Genomic DNA, 21220 nt, shown 5'->3' on the forward strand with positions numbered 1-21220 from the left:
TTGAACTGCGTCACACTCACGGGGCAGGTCACCACCTAAATATCAATGTGACATTACGGAGGGGAGTGTTTAGGATGACAGGCAGAAGGTCAATAGTTTGGCATAAAGTTTATAGCGAAAAAATATAGCCAATTTATTGACGAATAACCGCGTCAAAGTTGTGCCTCTATTATCTTGAAAGTACGTCCAGACTGTTTGGCAAACACGCCGCCAGGTCCATGGAAGTCAATTGAATGCGACACCCGGAGAGTCTTCAATGAGCAGTGTTGTGGCCATCGTCAAAAGCATTGTCGGTCAGGTTTTCGCTGTGTCCCCAGAGGGCGTGCGCCGCGTACTCGTTGAAGGCGATCGGTTGTTTGTCGGCGATCAGGTAGACACCGGCGCCGCAGGCGCCGTTACGCTTGAACTGGCTGACGGCCGGACCCTGGACCTGGGCCGCGACACCCAGTGGAGCGGCAGCGATCCGGATTCCAGCGCTGACCTTGCACAAGCCACTGCACAAGCCGCGCCATCAGTTGAAGAGCTGCAGCAAGCCATCGTTGCCGGTGCCGACCCGACCACAGACCTTGAAGCCACCGCGGCCGGCCCGACGGCTGCCGGCACGGGCGGCGCAGCAGGTGGCGGCCACAGCTTCGTGATGCTGGATGCCACCGCTGGCCGGGTGGACCCGACCATTGGTTTCCCAACCGACGGCCCTGATTCCACTGCCACAACCACCACGCTCGATACCGGCAGCCAGAACACCTCGGCCACCAACGCCACCAACGCTCCGAGTGTACTGATCGCTGATACTGGCACTCAGGCCGAAGACAGCGTCGCGACCGGCAATGTACTGAACAACGATAGCGATGCCGAAACGCCCCTCAGCGTCGCCAGCTTCACCGTCGCCGGCATGACCGGCAGCTTCACCGCAGGCCAGACGGCGACCATCGTCGGCGTCGGCACGCTGACCATCGGCACCAATGGCAACTACACCTTTACTCCGGACGCCAACTACAACGGCGTCGTACCGCAAGTCACGTACACCACCAACACCGGCTCGACCAGCACGCTGGATCTCACCGTAACGGCGGTCGATGATCCGAGCGTTTTGACTGCAGATACCCAAACCATTGCAGAAGACGCCCCTGCGATTGGCAATGTGTTGGGCAATGACAGCGATGTGGACAACGCCCTGAGTGTGGCGACCTTTACCGTCGCTGGTGTGACGGGTTCCTTTACTGCGGGTCAAGTTGCAACGATCGCCGGCGTAGGCACAGTGACTATCGCCGCCAACGGCGACTACAGCTTCACCCCGGTTGAGAACTACAACGGCGCCGTGCCGCAAGTCAGCTACACCACCAACACTGGTTCGAGCAGCACCCTGGACCTCAATGTCACCCCGGTCGACGACGCGAGCGTACTGACCGCCGACGCCCAAACCATTGCCGAAGACGCTACAGCGACCGGCAATGTGCTGACTAATGACAGCGATGTGGATAACAGCCTGAGCGTGGCGACCTTTACCGTCGCCGGTGTCACCGGCTCCTTTACTGCGGGTCAAGTCGCCACCATCGCTGGCGTTGGCACGGTGACTATCGCCAGCAACGGCGACTACAGCTTTACTCCGGTAGCGAACTGGAACGGTGCGGTGCCGCAAGTCACTTACACCACCGACACCGGTTCGACCAGCACCCTGGACCTGAGCGTTACCCCGGTCGACGACGCAAGCGTCCTGACCGCCGATAGCAACACCGTCGCCGAAGACACCGTTGCCACCGGCAACGTGCTCGACAACGACAGCGATGTCGAAAGCACCCTGAGCGTGGCCAGCTTCACCGTCGCCGGTGTGACTGGCAGCTTCTCCGCCGGTCAAGTCGCCACCATCGCTGGCGTCGGCTCGGTGACCATCGCCAGCAACGGCGACTACAGCTTCACCCCGGCAGCGAACTGGAACGGCGCGGTGCCGCAAGTCACGTACACCACCGACACCGGCGCCACCAGCACCCTGGACCTGAGCGTTACCCCGGTCGACGACGCAAGCGTGCTGACCGCCGATGCCAACACCGTCGCCGAAGACACCGTTGCCACCGGCAACGTGCTCGACAACGACAGCGATGTCGAAAGCACCCTGAGCGTGGCCAGCTTCACCGTCGCCGGTGTGACTGGCAGCTTCTCCGCCGGCCAAGTCGCCACCATCGCCGGCGTCGGCACGGTGACTATCGCCAGCAACGGCGACTACAGCTTTACTCCGGTAGCGAACTGGAACGGCGCGGTGCCGCAAGTCACGTACACCACCGACACCGGCGCCACCAGCACCCTGGACCTGAGCGTTACCCCGGTCGACGACGCAAGCGTCCTGACCGCCGATGCCAACACCGTCGCCGAAGACACCACGGCCACCGGCAACGTGCTCGACAACGACAGCGATGTCGAAAGCACCCTGAGTGTTGCGACCTTCACCGTACAAGGCGTCACCGGTTCCTTTACTGCAGGCCAAGTCGCCACCATCGCCGGCGTCGGCACGGTGACCATCGCCAGCAACGGCGACTACAGCTTCACCCCGGCAGCGAACTGGAATGGCACCGCCCCACAGATCAGCTACACCACCGACACCGGCGCCACCAGCACCCTGGACCTGAGCGTTACTCCGGTCGACGACGCAAGCGTGCTGACCGCCGATAGCAACACCGTCGCCGAAGACACCGTTGCCACCGGCAACGTGCTCGACAACGACAGCGATGTCGAAAGCACCCTGAGTGTTGCGACCTTCACCGTACAAGGCGTCACCGGTTCCTTTACTGCAGGCCAAGTCGCCACCATCGCCGGCGTCGGCACGGTGACCATCGCCAGCAACGGCGACTACAGCTTCACCCCGGCAGCGAACTGGAACGGCACCGCCCCACAGATCAGCTACACCACCGACACCGGTTCGACCAGCACCCTGGACCTGAGCGTTACCCCGGTCGACGACGCGAGCGTGCTGACCGCCGATAGCAACACCGTCGCCGAAGACACCGTTGCCACCGGCAACGTGCTCGACAACGACAGCGATGTCGAAAGCACCCTGAGCGTGGCCAGCTTCACCGTCGCCGGTGTGACTGGCAGCTTCTCCGCCGGCCAAGTCGCCACCATCGCCGGCGTCGGCACGGTGACCATCGCCAGCAACGGCGACTACAGCTTTACTCCGGTAGCGAACTGGAACGGTGCGGTGCCGCAAGTCACTTACACCACCGACACCGGTTCGACCAGCACCCTGGACCTGAGCGTTACCCCGGTCGACGACGCAAGCGTCCTGACCGCCGATAGCAACACCGTCGCCGAAGACACCGTTGCCACCGGCAACGTGCTCGACAACGACAGCGATGTCGAAAGCACCCTGAGCGTGGCCAGCTTCACCGTCGCCGGTGTGACTGGCAGCTTCTCCGCCGGCCAAGTCGCCACCATCGCCGGCGTCGGCACGGTGACCATCGCCAGCAACGGCGACTACAGCTTTACTCCGGTAGCGAACTGGAACGGTGCGGTGCCGCAAGTCACGTACACCACCGACACCGGTTCCACCAGCACCCTGGACCTGAGCGTTACCCCGGTCGACGACGCGAGCGTCCTGACCGCCGATGCCAACACCGTCGCCGAAGACACCACGGCCATCGGCAACGTGCTCGACAACGACAGCGATGTCGAAAGCACCCTGAGCGTGGCCAGCTTCACCGTCGCCGGTGTGACTGGCAGCTTCTCCGCCGGTCAAGTCGCCACCATCGCTGGCGTCGGCTCGGTGACCATCGCCAGCAACGGCGACTACAGCTTCACCCCGGCAGCGAACTGGAACGGCGCGGTGCCGCAAGTCACGTACACCACCGACACCGGCGCCACCAGCACCCTGGACCTGAGCGTTACCCCGGTCGACGACGCAAGCGTGCTGACCGCCGATGCCAACACCGTCGCCGAAGACACCACGGCCACCGGCAACGTGCTCGACAACGACAGCGATGTCGAAAGCACCCTGAGTGTTGCGACCTTCACCGTACAAGGCGTCACCGGTTCCTTTACTGCAGGCCAAGTCGCCACCATCGCTGGCGTCGGCACGGTGACCATCGCCAGCAACGGCGACTACAGCTTCACCCCGGCAGCGAACTGGAATGGCACCGCCCCACAGATCAGCTACACCACCGACACCGGCGCCACCAGCACCCTGGACCTGAGCGTTACTCCGGTCGACGACGCAAGCGTCCTGACCGCCGATAGCAACACCGTCGCCGAAGACACCGTTGCCACCGGCAACGTGCTCGACAACGACAGCGATGTCGAAAGCACCCTGAGCGTGGCCAGCTTCACCGTCGCCGGTGTGACTGGCAGCTTCTCCGCCGGCCAAGTCGCCACCATCGCCGGCGTCGGCACGGTGACCATCGCCAGCAACGGCGACTACAGCTTTACTCCGGTAGCGAACTGGAACGGTGCGGTGCCGCAAGTCACTTACACCACCGACACCGGTTCGACCAGCACCCTGGACCTGAGCGTTACCCCGGTCGACGACGCAAGCGTCCTGACCGCCGATAGCAACACCGTCGCCGAAGACACCGTTGCCACCGGCAACGTGCTCGACAACGACAGCGATGTCGAAAGCACCCTGAGCGTGGCCAGCTTCACCGTCGCCGGTGTGACTGGCAGCTTCTCCGCCGGCCAAGTCGCCACCATCGCCGGCGTCGGCACGGTGACCATCGCCAGCAACGGCGACTACAACTTCACCCCAACGGCGAACTGGAACGGCACCGCCCCACAGATCAGCTACACCACCGACACCGGTTCGACCAGCACCCTGGACCTGAGCGTTACCCCGGTCGACGACGCGAGCGTGCTGACCGCCGATAGCAACACCGTCGCCGAAGACACCACGGCCATCGGCAACGTGCTCGACAACGACAGCGATGTCGAAAGCACCCTGAGCGTGGCCAGCTTCACCGTCGCCGGTGTGACTGGCAGCTTCTCCGCCGGCCAAGTCGCCACCATCGCCGGCGTCGGCACGGTGACCATCGCCAGCAACGGCGACTACAGCTTTACTCCGGTAGCGAACTGGAACGGTGCGGTGCCGCAAGTCACGTACACCACCGACACCGGTTCCACCAGCACCCTGGACCTGAGCGTTACCCCGGTCGACGACGCGAGCGTCCTGACCGCCGATAGCAACACCGTCGCCGAAGACACCACGGCCATCGGCAACGTGCTCGACAACGACAGCGATGTCGAAAGCACCCTGAGCGTGGCCAGCTTCACCGTCGCCGGTGTGACTGGCAGCTTCTCCGCCGGTCAAGTCGCCACCATCGCTGGCGTCGGCTCGGTGACCATCGCCAGCAACGGCGACTACAGCTTCACCCCGGCAGCGAACTGGAACGGCGCGGTGCCGCAAGTCACGTACACCACCGACACCGGCGCCACCAGCACCCTGGACCTGAGCGTTACCCCGGTCGACGACGCAAGCGTCCTGACCGCCGATGCCAACACCGTCGCCGAAGACACCACGGCCACCGGCAACGTGCTCGACAACGACAGCGATGTCGAAAGCACCCTGAGTGTTGCGACCTTCACCGTACAAGGCGTCACCGGTTCCTTTACTGCAGGCCAAGTCGCCACCATCGCCGGCGTCGGCACGGTGACCATCGCCAGCAACGGCGACTACAGCTTCACCCCGGCAGCGAACTGGAATGGCACCGCCCCACAGATCAGCTACACCACCGACACCGGCGCCACCAGCACCCTGGACCTGAGCGTTACTCCGGTCGACGACGCAAGCGTCCTGACCGCCGATAGCAACACCGTCGCCGAAGACACCACGGCCATCGGCAACGTGCTCGACAACGACAGCGATGTCGAAAGCACCCTGAGCGTGGCCAGCTTCACCGTCGCCGGTGTGACTGGCAGCTTCTCCGCCGGCCAAGTCGCCACCATCGCCGGCGTCGGCACGGTGACCATCGCCAGCAACGGCGACTACAGCTTTACTCCGGTAGCGAACTGGAACGGTGCGGTGCCGCAAGTCACTTACACCACCGACACCGGTTCGACCAGCACCCTGGACCTGAGCGTTACTCCGGTCGACGACGCAAGCGTGCTGACCGCCGATGCCAACACCGTCGCCGAAGACACCACGGCCACCGGCAACGTGCTCGACAACGACAGCGATGTCGAAAGCACCCTGAGCGTGGCCAGCTTCACCGTCGCCGGTGTGACTGGCAGCTTCTCCGCCGGCCAAGTCGCCACCATCGCCGGCGTCGGCACGGTGACTATCGCCGCCAACGGCGACTACAACTTCACCCCAACGGCGAACTGGAACGGCACCGCCCCACAGATCAGCTACACCACCGACACCGGTTCGACCAGCACCCTGGACCTGAGCGTTACCCCGGTCGACGACGCGAGCGTGCTGACCGCCGATAGCAACACCGTCGCCGAAGACACCACGGCCATCGGCAACGTGCTCGACAACGACAGCGATGTCGAAAGCACCCTGAGCGTGGCCAGCTTCACCGTCGCCGGTGTGACTGGCAGCTTCTCCGCCGGCCAAGTCGCCACCATCGCCGGCGTCGGCACGGTGACCATCGCCAGCAACGGCGACTACAGCTTTACTCCGGTAGCGAACTGGAACGGTGCGGTGCCGCAAGTCACGTACACCACCGACACCGGTTCCACCAGCACCCTGGACCTGAGCGTTACCCCGGTCGACGACGCGAGCGTCCTGACCGCCGATGCCAACACCGTCGCCGAAGACACCACGGCCATCGGCAACGTGCTCGACAACGACAGCGATGTCGAAAGCACCCTGAGCGTGGCCAGCTTCACCGTCGCCGGTGTGACTGGCAGCTTCTCCGCCGGTCAAGTCGCCACCATCGCTGGCGTCGGCTCGGTGACCATCGCCAGCAACGGCGACTACAGCTTCACCCCGGCAGCGAACTGGAACGGCGCGGTGCCGCAAGTCACGTACACCACCGACACCGGCGCCACCAGCACCCTGGACCTGAGCGTTACCCCGGTCGACGACGCAAGCGTGCTGACCGCCGATGCCAACACCGTCGCCGAAGACACCACGGCCACCGGCAACGTGCTCGACAACGACAGCGATGTCGAAAGCACCCTGAGTGTTGCGACCTTCACCGTACAAGGCGTCACCGGTTCCTTTACTGCAGGCCAAGTCGCCACCATCGCCGGCGTCGGCACGGTGACCATCGCCAGCAACGGCGACTACAGCTTCACCCCGGCAGCGAACTGGAATGGCACCGCCCCACAGATCAGCTACACCACCGACACCGGCGCCACCAGCACCCTGGACCTGAGCGTTACTCCGGTCGACGACGCAAGCGTCCTGACCGCCGATAGCAACACCGTCGCCGAAGACACCGTTGCCACCGGCAACGTGCTCGACAACGACAGCGATGTCGAAAGCACCCTGAGCGTGGCCAGCTTCACCGTCGCCGGTGTGACTGGCAGCTTCTCCGCCGGTCAAGTCGCCACCATCGCTGGCGTCGGCTCGGTGACCATCGCCAGCAACGGCGACTACAGCTTCACCCCGGCAGCGAACTGGAATGGCACCGCCCCACAGATCAGCTACACCACCGACACCGGCGCCACCAGCACCCTGGACCTGAGCGTTACCCCGGTCGACGACGCAAGCGTGCTGACCGCCGATGCCAACACCGTCGCCGAAGACACCACGGCCACCGGCAACGTGCTCGACAACGACAGCGATGTCGAAAGCACCCTGAGTGTTGCGACCTTCACCGTACAAGGCGTCACCGGTTCCTTTACTGCAGGCCAAGTCGCCACCATCGCCGGCGTCGGCACGGTGACCATCGCCAGCAACGGCGACTACAGCTTCACCCCGGCAGCGAACTGGAATGGCACCGCCCCACAGATCAGCTACACCACCGACACCGGCGCCACCAGCACCCTGGACCTGAGCGTTACTCCGGTCGACGACGCAAGCGTCCTGACCGCCGATAGCAACACCGTCGCCGAAGACACCGTTGCCACCGGCAACGTGCTCGACAACGACAGCGATGTCGAAAGCACCCTGAGCGTGGCCAGCTTCACCGTCGCCGGTGTGACTGGCAGCTTCTCCGCCGGCCAAGTCGCCACCATCGCCGGCGTCGGCACGGTGACCATCGCCAGCAACGGCGACTACAGCTTTACTCCGGTAGCGAACTGGAACGGTGCGGTGCCGCAAGTCACTTACACCACCGACACCGGTTCGACCAGCACCCTGGACCTGAGCGTTACCCCGGTCGACGACGCAAGCGTCCTGACCGCCGATAGCAACACCGTCGCCGAAGACACCGTTGCCACCGGCAACGTGCTCGACAACGACAGCGATGTCGAAAGCACCCTGAGCGTGGCCAGCTTCACCGTCGCCGGTGTGACTGGCAGCTTCTCCGCCGGCCAAGTCGCCACCATCGCCGGCGTCGGCACGGTGACTATCGCCGCCAACGGCGACTACAACTTCACCCCAACGGCGAACTGGAACGGCGCGGTGCCGCAAGTCACGTACACCACCGACACCGGTTCCACCAGCACCCTGGACCTGAGCGTTACCCCGGTCGACGACGCGAGCGTGCTGACCGCCGATGCCAACACCGTCGCCGAAGACACCACGGCCATCGGCAACGTGCTCGACAACGACAGCGATGTCGAAAGCACCCTGAGCGTGGCCAGCTTCACCGTCGCCGGTGTGACTGGCAGCTTCTCCGCCGGCCAAGTCGCCACCATCGCCGGCGTCGGCACGGTGACCATCGCCAGCAACGGCGACTACAGCTTTACTCCGGTAGCGAACTGGAACGGTGCGGTGCCGCAAGTCACTTACACCACCGACACCGGTTCGACCAGCACCCTGGACCTCAACGTCACCCCGGTCGACGACGCGAGCGTGCTGACCGCCGATGCCAACACCGTCGCCGAAGACACCACGGCCATCGGCAACGTGCTCGACAACGACAGCGATGTCGAAAGCACCCTGAGCGTGGCCAGCTTCACCGTCGCCGGTGTGACTGGCAGCTTCTCCGCCGGCCAAGTCGCCACCATCGCCGGCGTCGGCACGGTGACTATCGCCAGCAACGGCGACTACAACTTCACCCCAACGGCGAACTGGAACGGCACCGCCCCACAGATCAGCTACACCACCGACACCGGTTCGAGCAGCACCCTGGACCTGAGCGTTACCCCGGTCGACGACGCGAGCGTGCTGACCGCCGATAGCAACACCGTCGCCGAAGACACCACGGCCATCGGCAACGTGCTCGACAACGACAGCGATGTCGAAAGCACCCTGAGTGTTGCGACCTTCACCGTACAAGGCGTCACCGGTTCCTTTACTGCAGGCCAAGTCGCCACCATCGCCGGCGTCGGCACGGTGACCATCGCCAGCAACGGCGACTACAGCTTCACCCCGGCAGCGAACTGGAATGGCACCGCCCCACAGATCAGCTACACCACCGACACCGGCGCCACCAGCACCCTGGACCTGAGCGTTACTCCGGTCGACGACGCAAGCGTCCTGACCGCCGATAGCAACACCGTCGCCGAAGACACCGTTGCCACCGGCAACGTGCTCGACAACGACAGCGATGTCGAAAGCACCCTGAGCGTGGCCAGCTTCACCGTCGCCGGTGTGACTGGCAGCTTCTCCGCCGGCCAAGTCGCCACCATCGCCGGCGTCGGCACGGTGACCATCGCCAGCAACGGCGACTACAGCTTTACTCCGGTAGCGAACTGGAACGGTGCGGTGCCGCAAGTCACTTACACCACCGACACCGGTTCGACCAGCACCCTGGACCTGAGCGTTACCCCGGTCGACGACGCAAGCGTGCTGACCGCCGATAGCAACACCGTCGCCGAAGACACCGTTGCCACCGGCAACGTGCTCGACAACGACAGCGATGTCGAAAGCACCCTGAGCGTGGCCAGCTTCACCGTCGCCGGTGTGACTGGCAGCTTCTCCGCCGGCCAAGTCGCCACCATCGCCGGCGTCGGCACGGTGACTATCGCCGCCAACGGCGACTACAACTTCACCCCAACGGCGAACTGGAACGGCGCGGTGCCGCAAGTCACGTACACCACCAACACTGGCTCGACCAGCACCCTGGACCTGAGCGTTACCCCGGTCGACGACGCGAGCGTGCTGACCGCCGATAGCAACACCGTCGCCGAAGACACCACGGCCATCGGCAACGTGCTCGACAACGACAGCGATGTCGAAAGCACCCTGAGTGTTGCGACCTTCACCGTACAAGGCGTCACCGGTTCCTTTACTGCAGGCCAAGTCGCCACCATCGCCGGCGTCGGCACGGTGACCATCGCCAGCAACGGCGACTACAGCTTCACCCCGGCAGCGAACTGGAACGGTGCGGTGCCACAAGTCAGCTACACCACCAACACTGGCTCGACCAGCACCCTGGACCTGAGCGTCACCCCGGTCGACGACGCGAGCGTGCTGACCGCCGATAGCAACACCGTCGCCGAAGACACCGTTGCCACCGGCAACGTGCTCGACAACGACAGCGATGTCGAAAGCACCCTGAGCGTGGCCAGCTTCACCGTCGCCGGTGTGACTGGCAGCTTCTCCGCCGGCCAAGTCGCCACCATCGCCGGCGTCGGCACGGTGACTATCGCCGCCAACGGCGACTACAACTTCACCCCAACGGCGAACTGGAACGGCGCGGTGCCGCAAGTCACGTACACCACCGACACCGGTTCCACCAGCACCCTGGACCTGAGCGTTACCCCGGTCGACGACGCGAGCGTGCTGACCGCCGATGCCAACACCGTCGCCGAAGACACCGTTGCCACCGGCAACGTGCTCGACAACGACAGCGATGTCGAAAGCACCCTGAGCGTGGCCAGCTTCACCGTCGCCGGTGTGACTGGCAGCTTCTCCGCCGGCCAAGTCGCCACCATCGCCGGCGTCGGCTCGGTGACCATCGCCAGCAACGGCGACTACAGCTTCACCCCGGCAGCGAACTGGAATGGCGCGGTGCCGCAAGTCACGTACACCACCAACACCAATTCCATCAGCACGCTGAACATCACGGTCAACTCGGTCAACGACGCACCAACCGTCAATACCACCTCGGCCACGGGTAATGAAGATCAATTGATCGCCGTGCAGCTCGGCGGCAATGACCTCGACGGCAGCATCGGCCACTTCACTCTGACCGGCCTGCCGGCCAATGGCGTGTTTTACGCTGACGCCGCCGGGACCATCGCGTTGACCGCCAGCAGCGTCATCTCCGCAACCGCCAACGGCGCAACGGTTTACTTCAAACCAACCGCCGATTGGAGTGGCACCACCAACTTCACCTACAGCTCGACCGACAACCAGGGCATGCCTTCCGTGTCTTCGGCAACCGGCACCATCGTCGTCGCACCAATAACCGATACCCCAAGCCTGTCACTGACCGGTGGCGGTATGGTCGTTTCGACCGACTTCCAGGAAGTCGCTCTGAACGGCGCCGTTGGCGACGTCAATGTCAGCCAGCTCGGCAACGGCGTATGGCACACCGACAACAGCGGTGGCAGGGTCGAAATCGGCAAGGCCAGCGTCTACGGTGCCGGCGGCGATAACCAGGTCATCGAACTGGAGCGCAATGCCGGCGATGCCAGCAACCTCTACACCACTATCGATGCCAAGGCCGGCAGCACCTATAACGTGTCGCTCGACTACGCACCGCGTGCCGGTGTGGATAATTCGCTGATCAATGTGTACTGGGGCGGCCAACTCATTGGCACCCTGAACACTTCGACCCCCGGCATGCAGCACTACAGCTTCGACGTTCCGGTCACTGCCGATGGCAGCCAGAAACTCGAGTTCCGCGCTGGGGACAGCAACAGCCTGGGCGGCCTGCTGGACAACATCAATGTCTCTCAGGTGCTCAACTCGGGCCTTGAAGACCACGCGATCCTGTTGTCGACCATCCAGGCCCACACCAACGACGTCGATGGTTCGGAAACACTCACCCTCACGCTGAACGGCTTGCCGGCGGGTTCCCAACTCACCGACGGCACCCACACCTTCAATGCTGCCGGCGGCTCGACGTCGGTGGACATTACCGGTTGGAACCTGTCCACGCTCAAGCTGACACCGCCGACGAACTTCAATGGCGACATCCCCCTGACCGTGACGGCCACCGCTAAAGACGGCGATGCCCCAAGCGCCAGCACCTCGCTGCCGTTGGTGGTGCACGTCGGTGCCGTCGATGACGCAAGCGTGCTGCAGGCGGACAAGATCACTGTCGACGAAGACCACAACGCGACCGGCAACGTGCTGGGTAACGACAGCGATATCGATAACGTCCTGAGCGTCACCAGCTTCAACGTGACCGGGGTCAACGGCAGCTTCACGGCGGGCCAGACCGCGACCATTACCGGTGTCGGAACGCTGATCATCGCCAGCAACGGTGACTACACCTTCAAGCCGGCTGCCGACTGGAATGGCAACGTTCCGCAGGTGACATACACCACCAACACTGGCTCGAGCAGTACGCTGAACATCAGCGTTACACCAGTTAATGACAACTTCACCGATGCCAGTGAAACCGTCACCGTTAACGAAGACTCCGTGGCTACCGGCAGCGTGCTGTCGGGTACTTCGAGCGTCGATGGCGCAGTCAGCGTGGTCAACTTCACCATCGGTGAGACCACCTATGCCACAGGCAGCACCGCGACCATCGCCAACGTCGGCACCCTGGTCATCGGGGCGAGCGGGGCTTATACCTTCACTCCGACCGCCAACTACAACGGCAGCGTGCCGAGCGTGAGCTACACCGTCACTGATGGTTCGGGCAGCAACGTTACCTCGACCCTGAATATCAGCGTCACGCCGGTCAACGACAACTTCACCGATGCCAGTGAAACCGTCACCGTTAACGAAGACACCTTGGCTACCGGCAACGTGTTGTCGGGCACTTCGAGCGTTGACGGCCTGGTCAGCGTGGTCAACTTCACCATCGGTGCGACCACTTACACGGCAGGCACCACGGCGACCATCGCCAACGTCGGCACCTTGGTGCTTGCGGCGAACGGGGCCTACACCTTCACCCCGGCCGCCAACTACAACGGCACGGTGCCGACAGTCAGCTACACCGTGACTGACGGCTCAGGTACCAATGACACCTCGACCCTGAACATCAGTGTCACGCCGGTTGACGACAGCTTCACCGACGCCAACGAATCGATCTCCACCCTGGAAGACACCGCCATTACCGGCAGCGTCCTCACCGGCACGAGCAGCGTCGATGGCGCAGTCAGCGTGGTCAACTTCACCGTCGGTGCGACCACCTATGCCGCAGGCAGCACCGCGACCATCGCCAACGTCGGCACCCTGGTGCTTGCGGCGAACGGGGCTTACACCTTCACCCCGGCCGCCAACTACAACGGCAGCGTGCCGACCGTCAGCTACACCGTGACTGACGGCTCAGGTACCAATGACACCTCGACCCTGAACATCAGCGTCACGCCGGTTGACGACAGCTTCACCGATGCCAACGAATCGATCTCCACGCTGGAAGACACCGCCATTACCGGCAGCGTCCTCACCGGCACGAGCAGCGTCGACGGCGCGGTCAGCGTGGTCAACTTCACCATCGGTGCGACCACTTACACGGCAGGCAGCACGGCGACCATCGCCAACGTCGGCACCCTGGTGATCGGGGCCAACGGGGCTTACACCTTCACCCCGGCCGCCAACTACAACGGCACGGTGCCGACGGTCACCTACACCGTCACCGACGGTTCGGGAACCAACGACACCTCGACCCTGAACATCAGCGTCACACCGGTCGACGACAGTTTCACCGATGTCAGCGAAAGCGTTACGGTCAACGAAGACACCTCCGCCATCGGCAATGTGCTGACCGGTACTTCGAGCGTCGATGGCGCGGTCAGCGTGGTCAACTTCACCGTCGGTGCGACCACTTACACGGCAGGCACCACGGCGACCATCGCCAACGTCGGCACCCTGGTGCTTGCGGCGAACGGGGCTTACACCTTCACCCCGGCCGCCAACTACAACGGCACAGTGCCGACAGTCACCTACACCGTCACCGACGGTTCAGGAACCAACGACACCTCGACCCTGAACATCAGCGTCACACCGGTCGACGACAGTTTCACCGATGTCAGCGAAAGCGTTACGGTCAACGAAGACACCTCCGCCATCGGCAATGTGCTGACCGGTACTTCCAGCGTCGATGGCGCGGTCAGCGTGGTCAACTTCACCGTCGGTGCGACCACCTATGTGGCAGGCGCCACGGCGACCATCGCCAACGTCGGCACCCTGGTGCTTGCGGCGAACGGGGCTTACACCTTCACCCCGGCCGCCAACTACAACGGCACGGTGCCGACCGTCAGCTACACCGTGACTGACGGCTCAGGAACCAACGACACCTCGACCCTGAACATCAGCGTCACGCCGGTTGACGACAGCTTCACCGATGCCAACGAATCGATCTCCACGCTGGAAGACACCGCCATTACCGGCAGCGTCCTCACCGGCACGAGCAGCGTCGATGGCGCAGTCAGCGTGGTCAACTTCACCGTCGGTGCGACCACCTATGTGGCAGGCACCACGGCGACCATCGCCAACGTCGGCACCCTGGTGCTTGCGGCGAACGGGGCTTACACCTTCACCCCGACCGCCAACTACAATGGCACGGTGCCGACGGTCACCTACACCGTCACCGACGGTTCGGGAACCAACGACACCTCGACCCTGAACATCAGCGTCACACCGGTCGACGACAGTTTCACCGATGTCAGCGAAAGCGTTGCGGTCAACGAAGACACCTCCGCCATCGGCAATGTGCTGACCGGTACTTCGAGCGTCGACGGCGCGGTCAGCGTGGTCAACTTCACCATCGGTGCGACCACTTACACGGCAGGCAGCACGGCGACCATCGCCAACGTCGGCACCCTGGTGATCGGGGCCAACGGGGCTTACACCTTCACTCCGACCGCCAACTACAACGGCACGGTGCCGACAGTCAGCTACACCGTAACTGACGGCTCAGGAACCAACGACACCTCGACCCTCAACATCAGCGTCACACCGGTTGACGACAGCTTCACCGACGTCAGTGAAAGCGTCATTGTTAACGAAGACTCCGTGGCTACCGGAAACGTGCTGTCAGGCACTTCCAGCGTCGACGGCGCGGTCAGCGTGGTCAACTTCACCATCGGTGCGACCACCTATTTGGCAGGCACCACGGCGACCATCGCCAACGTCGGCACCCTGGTGATCGGAACCAACGGGGCCTACACCTTCACCCCGGCCGCCAACTACAACGGCACAGTGCCGACGGTCACCTACACCGTCACCGACGGCTCAGGAACCAACGACACCTCGACCCTGAACATCAGCGTCACACCGGTAGACGACAGTTTCACCGATGTCAGCGAAAGCGTTACGGTCAACGAAGACACCTCCGCCATCGGCAATGTGCTGACCGGTACTTCGAGCGTCGATGGCGCGGTCAGCGTGGTCAACTTCACCATCGGTGCGACCACTTACACGGCAGGCACCACGGCGACCATCGCCAACGTCGGCACCCTGGTGATCGGAACCAACGGGGCCTACACCTTCACCCCGGCCGCCAACTACAACGGCACAGTGCCGACAGTCAGCTACACCGTAACTGACGGCTCAGGAACCAACGACACCTCGACCCTCAACATCAGCGTCACACCGGTTGACGACAGCTTCACCGACGTCAGTGAAAGCGTCATCGTTAACGAAGACTCCGTGGCTACCGGAAACGTGCTGTCAGGCACTTCCAGCGTCGACGGCGCGGTCAGCGTGATCAACTTCACCATCGGTGCGACCACTTACACGGCAGGCACCACGGCGACCATCGCCAACGTCGGCACCCTGGTGATCGGAACCAACGGGGCCTACACCTTCACCCCGGCCGCCAACTACAACGGCAGCGTGCCGACCGTCAGCTACACCGTGACTGACGGCTCAGGTACCAATGACACCTCGACCCTGAACATCAGCGTCACGCCGGTTGACGACAGCTTCACCGATGCCAACGAATCGATCTCCACGCTGGAAGACACCGCCATTACCGGCAGCGTCCTCACCGGCACGAGCAGCGTCGATGGCGCGGTCAGCGTGGTCAACTTCACCATCGGTGCGACCACCTATTTGGCAGGCGCCACGGCGACTATCGCCAACGTCGGCACCCTGGTCATCGGAGCCAACGGGGCTTACACCTTCACCCCGGCCGCCAACTACAACGGCACAGTGCCGACGGTCAGCTACACCGTCACTGACGGTTCAGGAACCAACGACACCTCGACCCTGAACATCAACGTCACCCCGGTCGATGACCCGAGTGTGCTGGCTGCTGACATCAACATAGTCCTCGAGGACAAGATCGCCACCGGTAACGTGCTGACTAACGACCGCGATGTGGATAACGTCCTGAGCGTGGCCAAGTTCACGGTGGGTGGCACCGAGTACGCAGCAGGCGTCACGGCGACCATCGCCAACATGGGCACCTTGCTGCTCGCGGCGAACGGGACTTACACCTTCACCCCGGTCAGCAACTGGAGCGGCAAGGTTCCGACTGTGACCTACACCACCAATACCGGTTCTAACACCACCCTGGATATCAGTGTGACCGCGGTCGCAGATGCACCGATCGTGACCGCCACCACGACTCAGGTGGCCGAGAACAGCAGCATTGCGTTGGGCTTGAAGGTAACGTCGCCGGACACTGATGGTTCTGAAACCCAGACCATCACCACAATCGGCGGCATCCCGGCAGGTGCGACCCTGACCGACGGCACGCACACCTTCACGGGCACGACCGGTAACGCTGTCGTCAACCTCAGCGGGTGGGATGTGAGCAAGTTGAGCTACACCCCGGCACCGTACGCCACCGGTACCAACACGCTGACAGTTACGGCAGTCTCGACCGAAAGCCAGGGTGATTCGGCCACCAGTTCGATACAGATTCCGATCACGATTAACCCGGCGGTCTACAACGCCGTCACCGCCACAGCGGCTGATGACACCATTACCGGCACCAGCGGCAACGACATCATGGTTGCCGATATCGGCGGGCTGACCGTGGTGCCGGGCACCAATTACAACATCGCATTCATGGTCGACAGCTCGGGCAGTATGAGCGACGCCTCGGTCAAGTCTGCGAAGGACTCGCTGACGTCGGTGTTCAACACGCTCAAGCAGAGCATGGGCGGCAACTCGGGGACGGTGAATATCTTCCTGGTTGACTTCGACACCCAGATCAACAAGTCGGTGTCGGTCAACCTGAACGATCCGAATGCGCTGATCTTGCTCAAAGCGGTACTGGATTCGATGGCTTCCGGCGGCGGCACCAACTACGAGGACGTGTTCAAAACCACGGCCAACTGGTTCCAGAGCGCCGACGCGCTCGCCAACAAGGGCGCGACGAACCTCACGTACTTCATCACCGACGGCAAACCGACTTACTACCAGAGTGGCGAGCAGACCAACCCGACCTTGTTCGGCAACGTGCAGCTCGATGAAGTCATCAACACCTCCAATTACAAATTGGGGCAGACCTTCGGCAATTATCTGGACAGCACTCACTACCTGAGCATCGACACTTCCGGTTCAGTCACGCTGCAGACGTACAAGTCTTCATGGTTGGGCGGTTACTGGAGCAGCGACGAGTTGGGTACCCTGCATGCCGAGGGCAACGGCACGTACGAGCTGTCCTATCGCGACGGCAACGGCAGCAGCACCGGCTCCAACGCCATCGACAACTCAACCGCCGGCTTCGCGCTGCTGGGCAAGGTATCGACGGTAGAAGCCATCGGCATAAACAAGGACGTCACCCTTGCCGATCTGAAGCCCTACGACTCGGATAAAACCCCGCAAACCAACATCGATCCGAAAGACCTGGCCAACTCGATCATCGGTCACACCGAAGCGACAATGCCAGGCGCCGACACGGTCAATGGCGGCGATGGCAACGACATCCTGTTCGGCGACCTGGTGAGCTTCAACGGCGTTGCTGGCGAGGGTTACCAGGCGATGCAGTCGTTCGTCGCCCAGCAAACCGGCGTGGACGTCAGCAAAGTCACCACCAGCAACGTGCACCAGTTCATCACCGAGCACTACACCGCGTTCGATGTGTCCGGGGCGCATGACGGTAATGACTCGCTGCTGGGCGGTGCCGGCAATGACATTCTCTTCGGCCAGGGCGGCAACGACCTGCTCGACGGCGGCAAGGGCAATGACATCCTGCTCGGTGGTAGCGGTAACGACTCGCTGATGGGCGGTCAGGGCAACGATATTCTGATCGGTGGTTCGGGTGCCGACACCTTCGTCTGGAAGGCTGGCGACACCGGCAGCGACGTGATCAAGGACTTCAAGGCCAGCGAGGGTGATCGCATCGACTTGCGCGATTTGCTGCAGGGTGAAACCGGCAGCACCATCGACAACTTCCTGAAGATCACCACCGTCGATGGCGTTTCGTCCCTGCAAGTCAGCTCCGCCGGCAAGTTCAACGGCGCTGACGCTGCAGCGGCGCAACCCGATGTGACGATCAAACTGGAAGGCAACAACTGGTCCAGCGCCAACATTCACTCGTTGATTGCCGGCAGTGATCCGACCATCAAGATCGATCACAACAACAGCTGATCCAACGAAAAACGGCCGCCCTTATGGGGCGGCCGTCACGTTTGCGTCCAACACCCCGGTGACGATTTCGTCGCCGCACCGCATACTCGCGTCCAGTTGGCCTATGCTGCTGACAGCATGACGCTGGTCCATTTCCGAGGGATGTTCAATGTTCTACGTGCAACGCGATGCGCAAGGTCAGTTAGTGCGCGTGGAAGCCGCGGCCTACGCCGAGGCCACGGAAACACTGCCGGCCGACCACCATGAAATCCAGGCCTGGTATGCCAATGAAGTAGTGGAAACCAGCCTCAAACAACTCAAGCAGAGTGACCTGGAAATGATCCGGGTACTCGACGACTTGATCCAGGTGCTGACCAGCAAAGGCGTGATCCGCGTCACCGACCTGCCGCCGGCCGCACAAGCCAAGCTGATGGACCGGACACAGGCCCGTGAGGCGTTGGGCGGGTTGAGTCAATTGATCGATGATGATGAGACGGGGTTGATCTAAGGTCCCGTCATTGTTGTTGTCTGTACTGACGCCTTCGCGAGCAGGCTCGCTCCCACAGGGTTTTGGGTTGGCCCCAATTTAGTGGTCAACACAGATCCACTGTGGGAGCGAGCCTGCTCGCGATGGCGGTATCAGCCTCACTGCCAAGGCTTCGGCTCACCAAACAACTGCCCCTGAACCCCATACAACCCCATCTCGCGAATCACCATCAACTCCCCTTCCGTCTCGACCCGCTCGGCAATCAACGGCAAGTCGATGCTGTGCGCCGCCCGCTGAATCGCCTCGATGAACAGGCGCTTGTCGCTCTCCTGATCAATCGCCCGGATGTAACTGCCGTCGATCTTCAGATACGCCAACCCAAGCCGCGCCAGGTTGCCGATCATGCTGAAGCGCCCGCCAAAGCGTTGCAGGCTCAGGGAGAACCCGAGTTCGCGCAGGCGTCGCGTCAGCTCTTCCAGCATGGCTTGCTCCGGCAACTGCTCCTCACCAATTTCCAGGGTCAATCGCTCCCCGAGATCCGAATGCTGACGCAGAATTTCGAAGACTTTATTCAACGCCTGAGGGTCGGCCAGCGTCGCTGAAGACAAGTTCAGCGCCAGCGACTCTTCATGGTTGGCCATCTGCTCAAGTACCAGCTCCAACATCAGCCGATCAAGCCGCGCGGTCCAGCCAAAGCGCTCGAGCCACGGCAGAAAGCGCCCGGCGGGAATGGTCTGGCCCTCGTCGTCGATCAAACGCGACAGCACCTTGTAATGCAGCACCAACTGCGTGTCCTGGGCGGCCACCACCGGCTGGAAATACAGCTCGAAACGCTGTTGGCTCAACGCCTGCTCCAGTAAGTTGTGCCAGGCATGATGGTCGTCGCCGACGCTGGCCGACGCGCTGTGATCCAGGCAAACCCAGCTCGAATCGCCCTTGCCTTCCGCCTGAGCCAATGCCTGATCACCCAGCCCGAGCACCGCTTGCGGGGAGTCGCCATACACAAACGGCGCCAGCCCGATCGAGGCCACCGAGGCCACGTCGGTGGCGCCCGTCGCGTGCAGGCTCGCCAAGGCACTGTCGAGGTTCTGTGCCAGTTGCAGCGCTTCTGCGCGCACCAGACCCGGCGCCAGCACGGCGAACTCACCGCCGCGAATCCGCGTCACGAGGTTCAGGGTTTCCGGGTATTTGGCGCACTCTCGGGACAGCTGCTCGCCCACCGCTATCAACAACTGATCAGTGCGTTGACCGCCCAACCGCTGGTTCAATCCGGCCAGGTCACTGACCCGCAATAGCAGCAAATAACCGGAACTTGTCTGCTCCGGATTGCTTACCCGGGCGTTCAATTGCATTTCGAAATAGCGACGGTTGGCCAGGCCTGTCAGATTGTCTTGATAGGATTCGACCCGCAGTTTTTCACTACGCACGGCCTGCTCCTGAAACAACGCCTTGAGCTTCTCGACCATCTGATTCATGGCTTGCACCACGCGGCGCAATTCGGGCGTGCGCGGCAGTTCCGGCAAGCTGAGGAATTCTCGGCGAGCGATGGCGTGGGATTGCTTGACCATGTAATCCAGCGGCTTCAGTTGCCGACGCAACAACAGCGCGCCCAGCACCGCGCTCACCGCACCGCAGATCAGCAACCAGCCAAGACTGCCCAACGCGCTCTGCCAGAGTTTGGCCAACGCGAACATCGGGTGGCTGACCACCTCGACCCGCGCCGCCTGCTCCCAGCCACGGCTGACGAGGGCATCACCACCGGCCGCTTCCAGCCCGATCATTTTGACGAACCAGTCCGGCACGTTGTTCACCGCTGGAATGCCGCTGCGCTCGACGATGGTCTGATCGGTCTTGAGGTCGACCACGCGGATGTTCGCGTAATAACCGCTGTCGAAGATCGAACTGACCAGCAACTCGACCATCGCCGGGTCGTCGATGCTTGGCGTCAGGGACAGCGCCAATGCCGTCGCCGCATCCTGGGCGTGGGAGCGCAACTGGTTGACGTATTGGGTGCGCGAGCTTTCCAGGCTGACCACGAAGCTACCGGTGAAGGCGATCACCAGGAATAGACAGATAGCGATCAACAGCTGTTTGAACAAGGACAT

3 protein-coding genes are annotated in these 21220 nt (G+C 62.8%); 2 read left to right on the forward strand and 1 reads right to left on the reverse strand.

The genetic code is table 11. The features are described 5' to 3' along the window. Positions 1–256 precede the first annotated feature (256 nt). Positions 257–18649: an Ig-like domain-containing protein gene (locus tag ACMXYJ_RS00700; protein WP_415758439.1), complete on the forward strand. Its 18393-nt coding sequence runs from the start codon at positions 257–259 to the stop codon at positions 18647–18649. Positions 18650–18797: 148 nt separating this feature from the next. Then, positions 18798–19136 (forward strand): hypothetical protein, encoded by a 339-nt coding sequence (locus tag ACMXYJ_RS00705; RefSeq protein WP_056745772.1) that lies wholly within the window; start codon positions 18798–18800, stop codon positions 19134–19136. Between the two features lie 137 nt (positions 19137–19273). Here ACMXYJ_RS00705 and lapD read toward each other — a convergent pair whose 3' ends face one another. Next, positions 19274–21220: a cyclic di-GMP receptor LapD gene (gene lapD / locus ACMXYJ_RS00710; protein WP_415758440.1), complete on the reverse strand. Its 1947-nt coding sequence runs from the start codon at positions 21218–21220 to the stop codon at positions 19274–19276.

The organism is Pseudomonas arabinosi (assembly GCF_047758675.1).
Lineage (GTDB): Bacteria > Pseudomonadota > Gammaproteobacteria > Pseudomonadales > Pseudomonadaceae > Aquipseudomonas > Aquipseudomonas arabinosi.

Excerpts from the sequence above, each read along its gene's own strand:
- ACMXYJ_RS00705 (WP_056745772.1), top strand. The coding sequence starts at position 18,798 with ATGTTCTACGTGCAACGCGATGCGCAAGGTCAGTTAGTGCGCGTGGAA.
- lapD (WP_415758440.1), bottom strand. The coding sequence starts at position 21,220 with ATGTCCTTGTTCAAACAGCTGTTGATCGCTATCTGTCTATTCCTGGTG.
- ACMXYJ_RS00700 (WP_415758439.1), top strand. The coding sequence starts at position 257 with ATGAGCAGTGTTGTGGCCATCGTCAAAAGCATTGTCGGTCAGGTTTTC.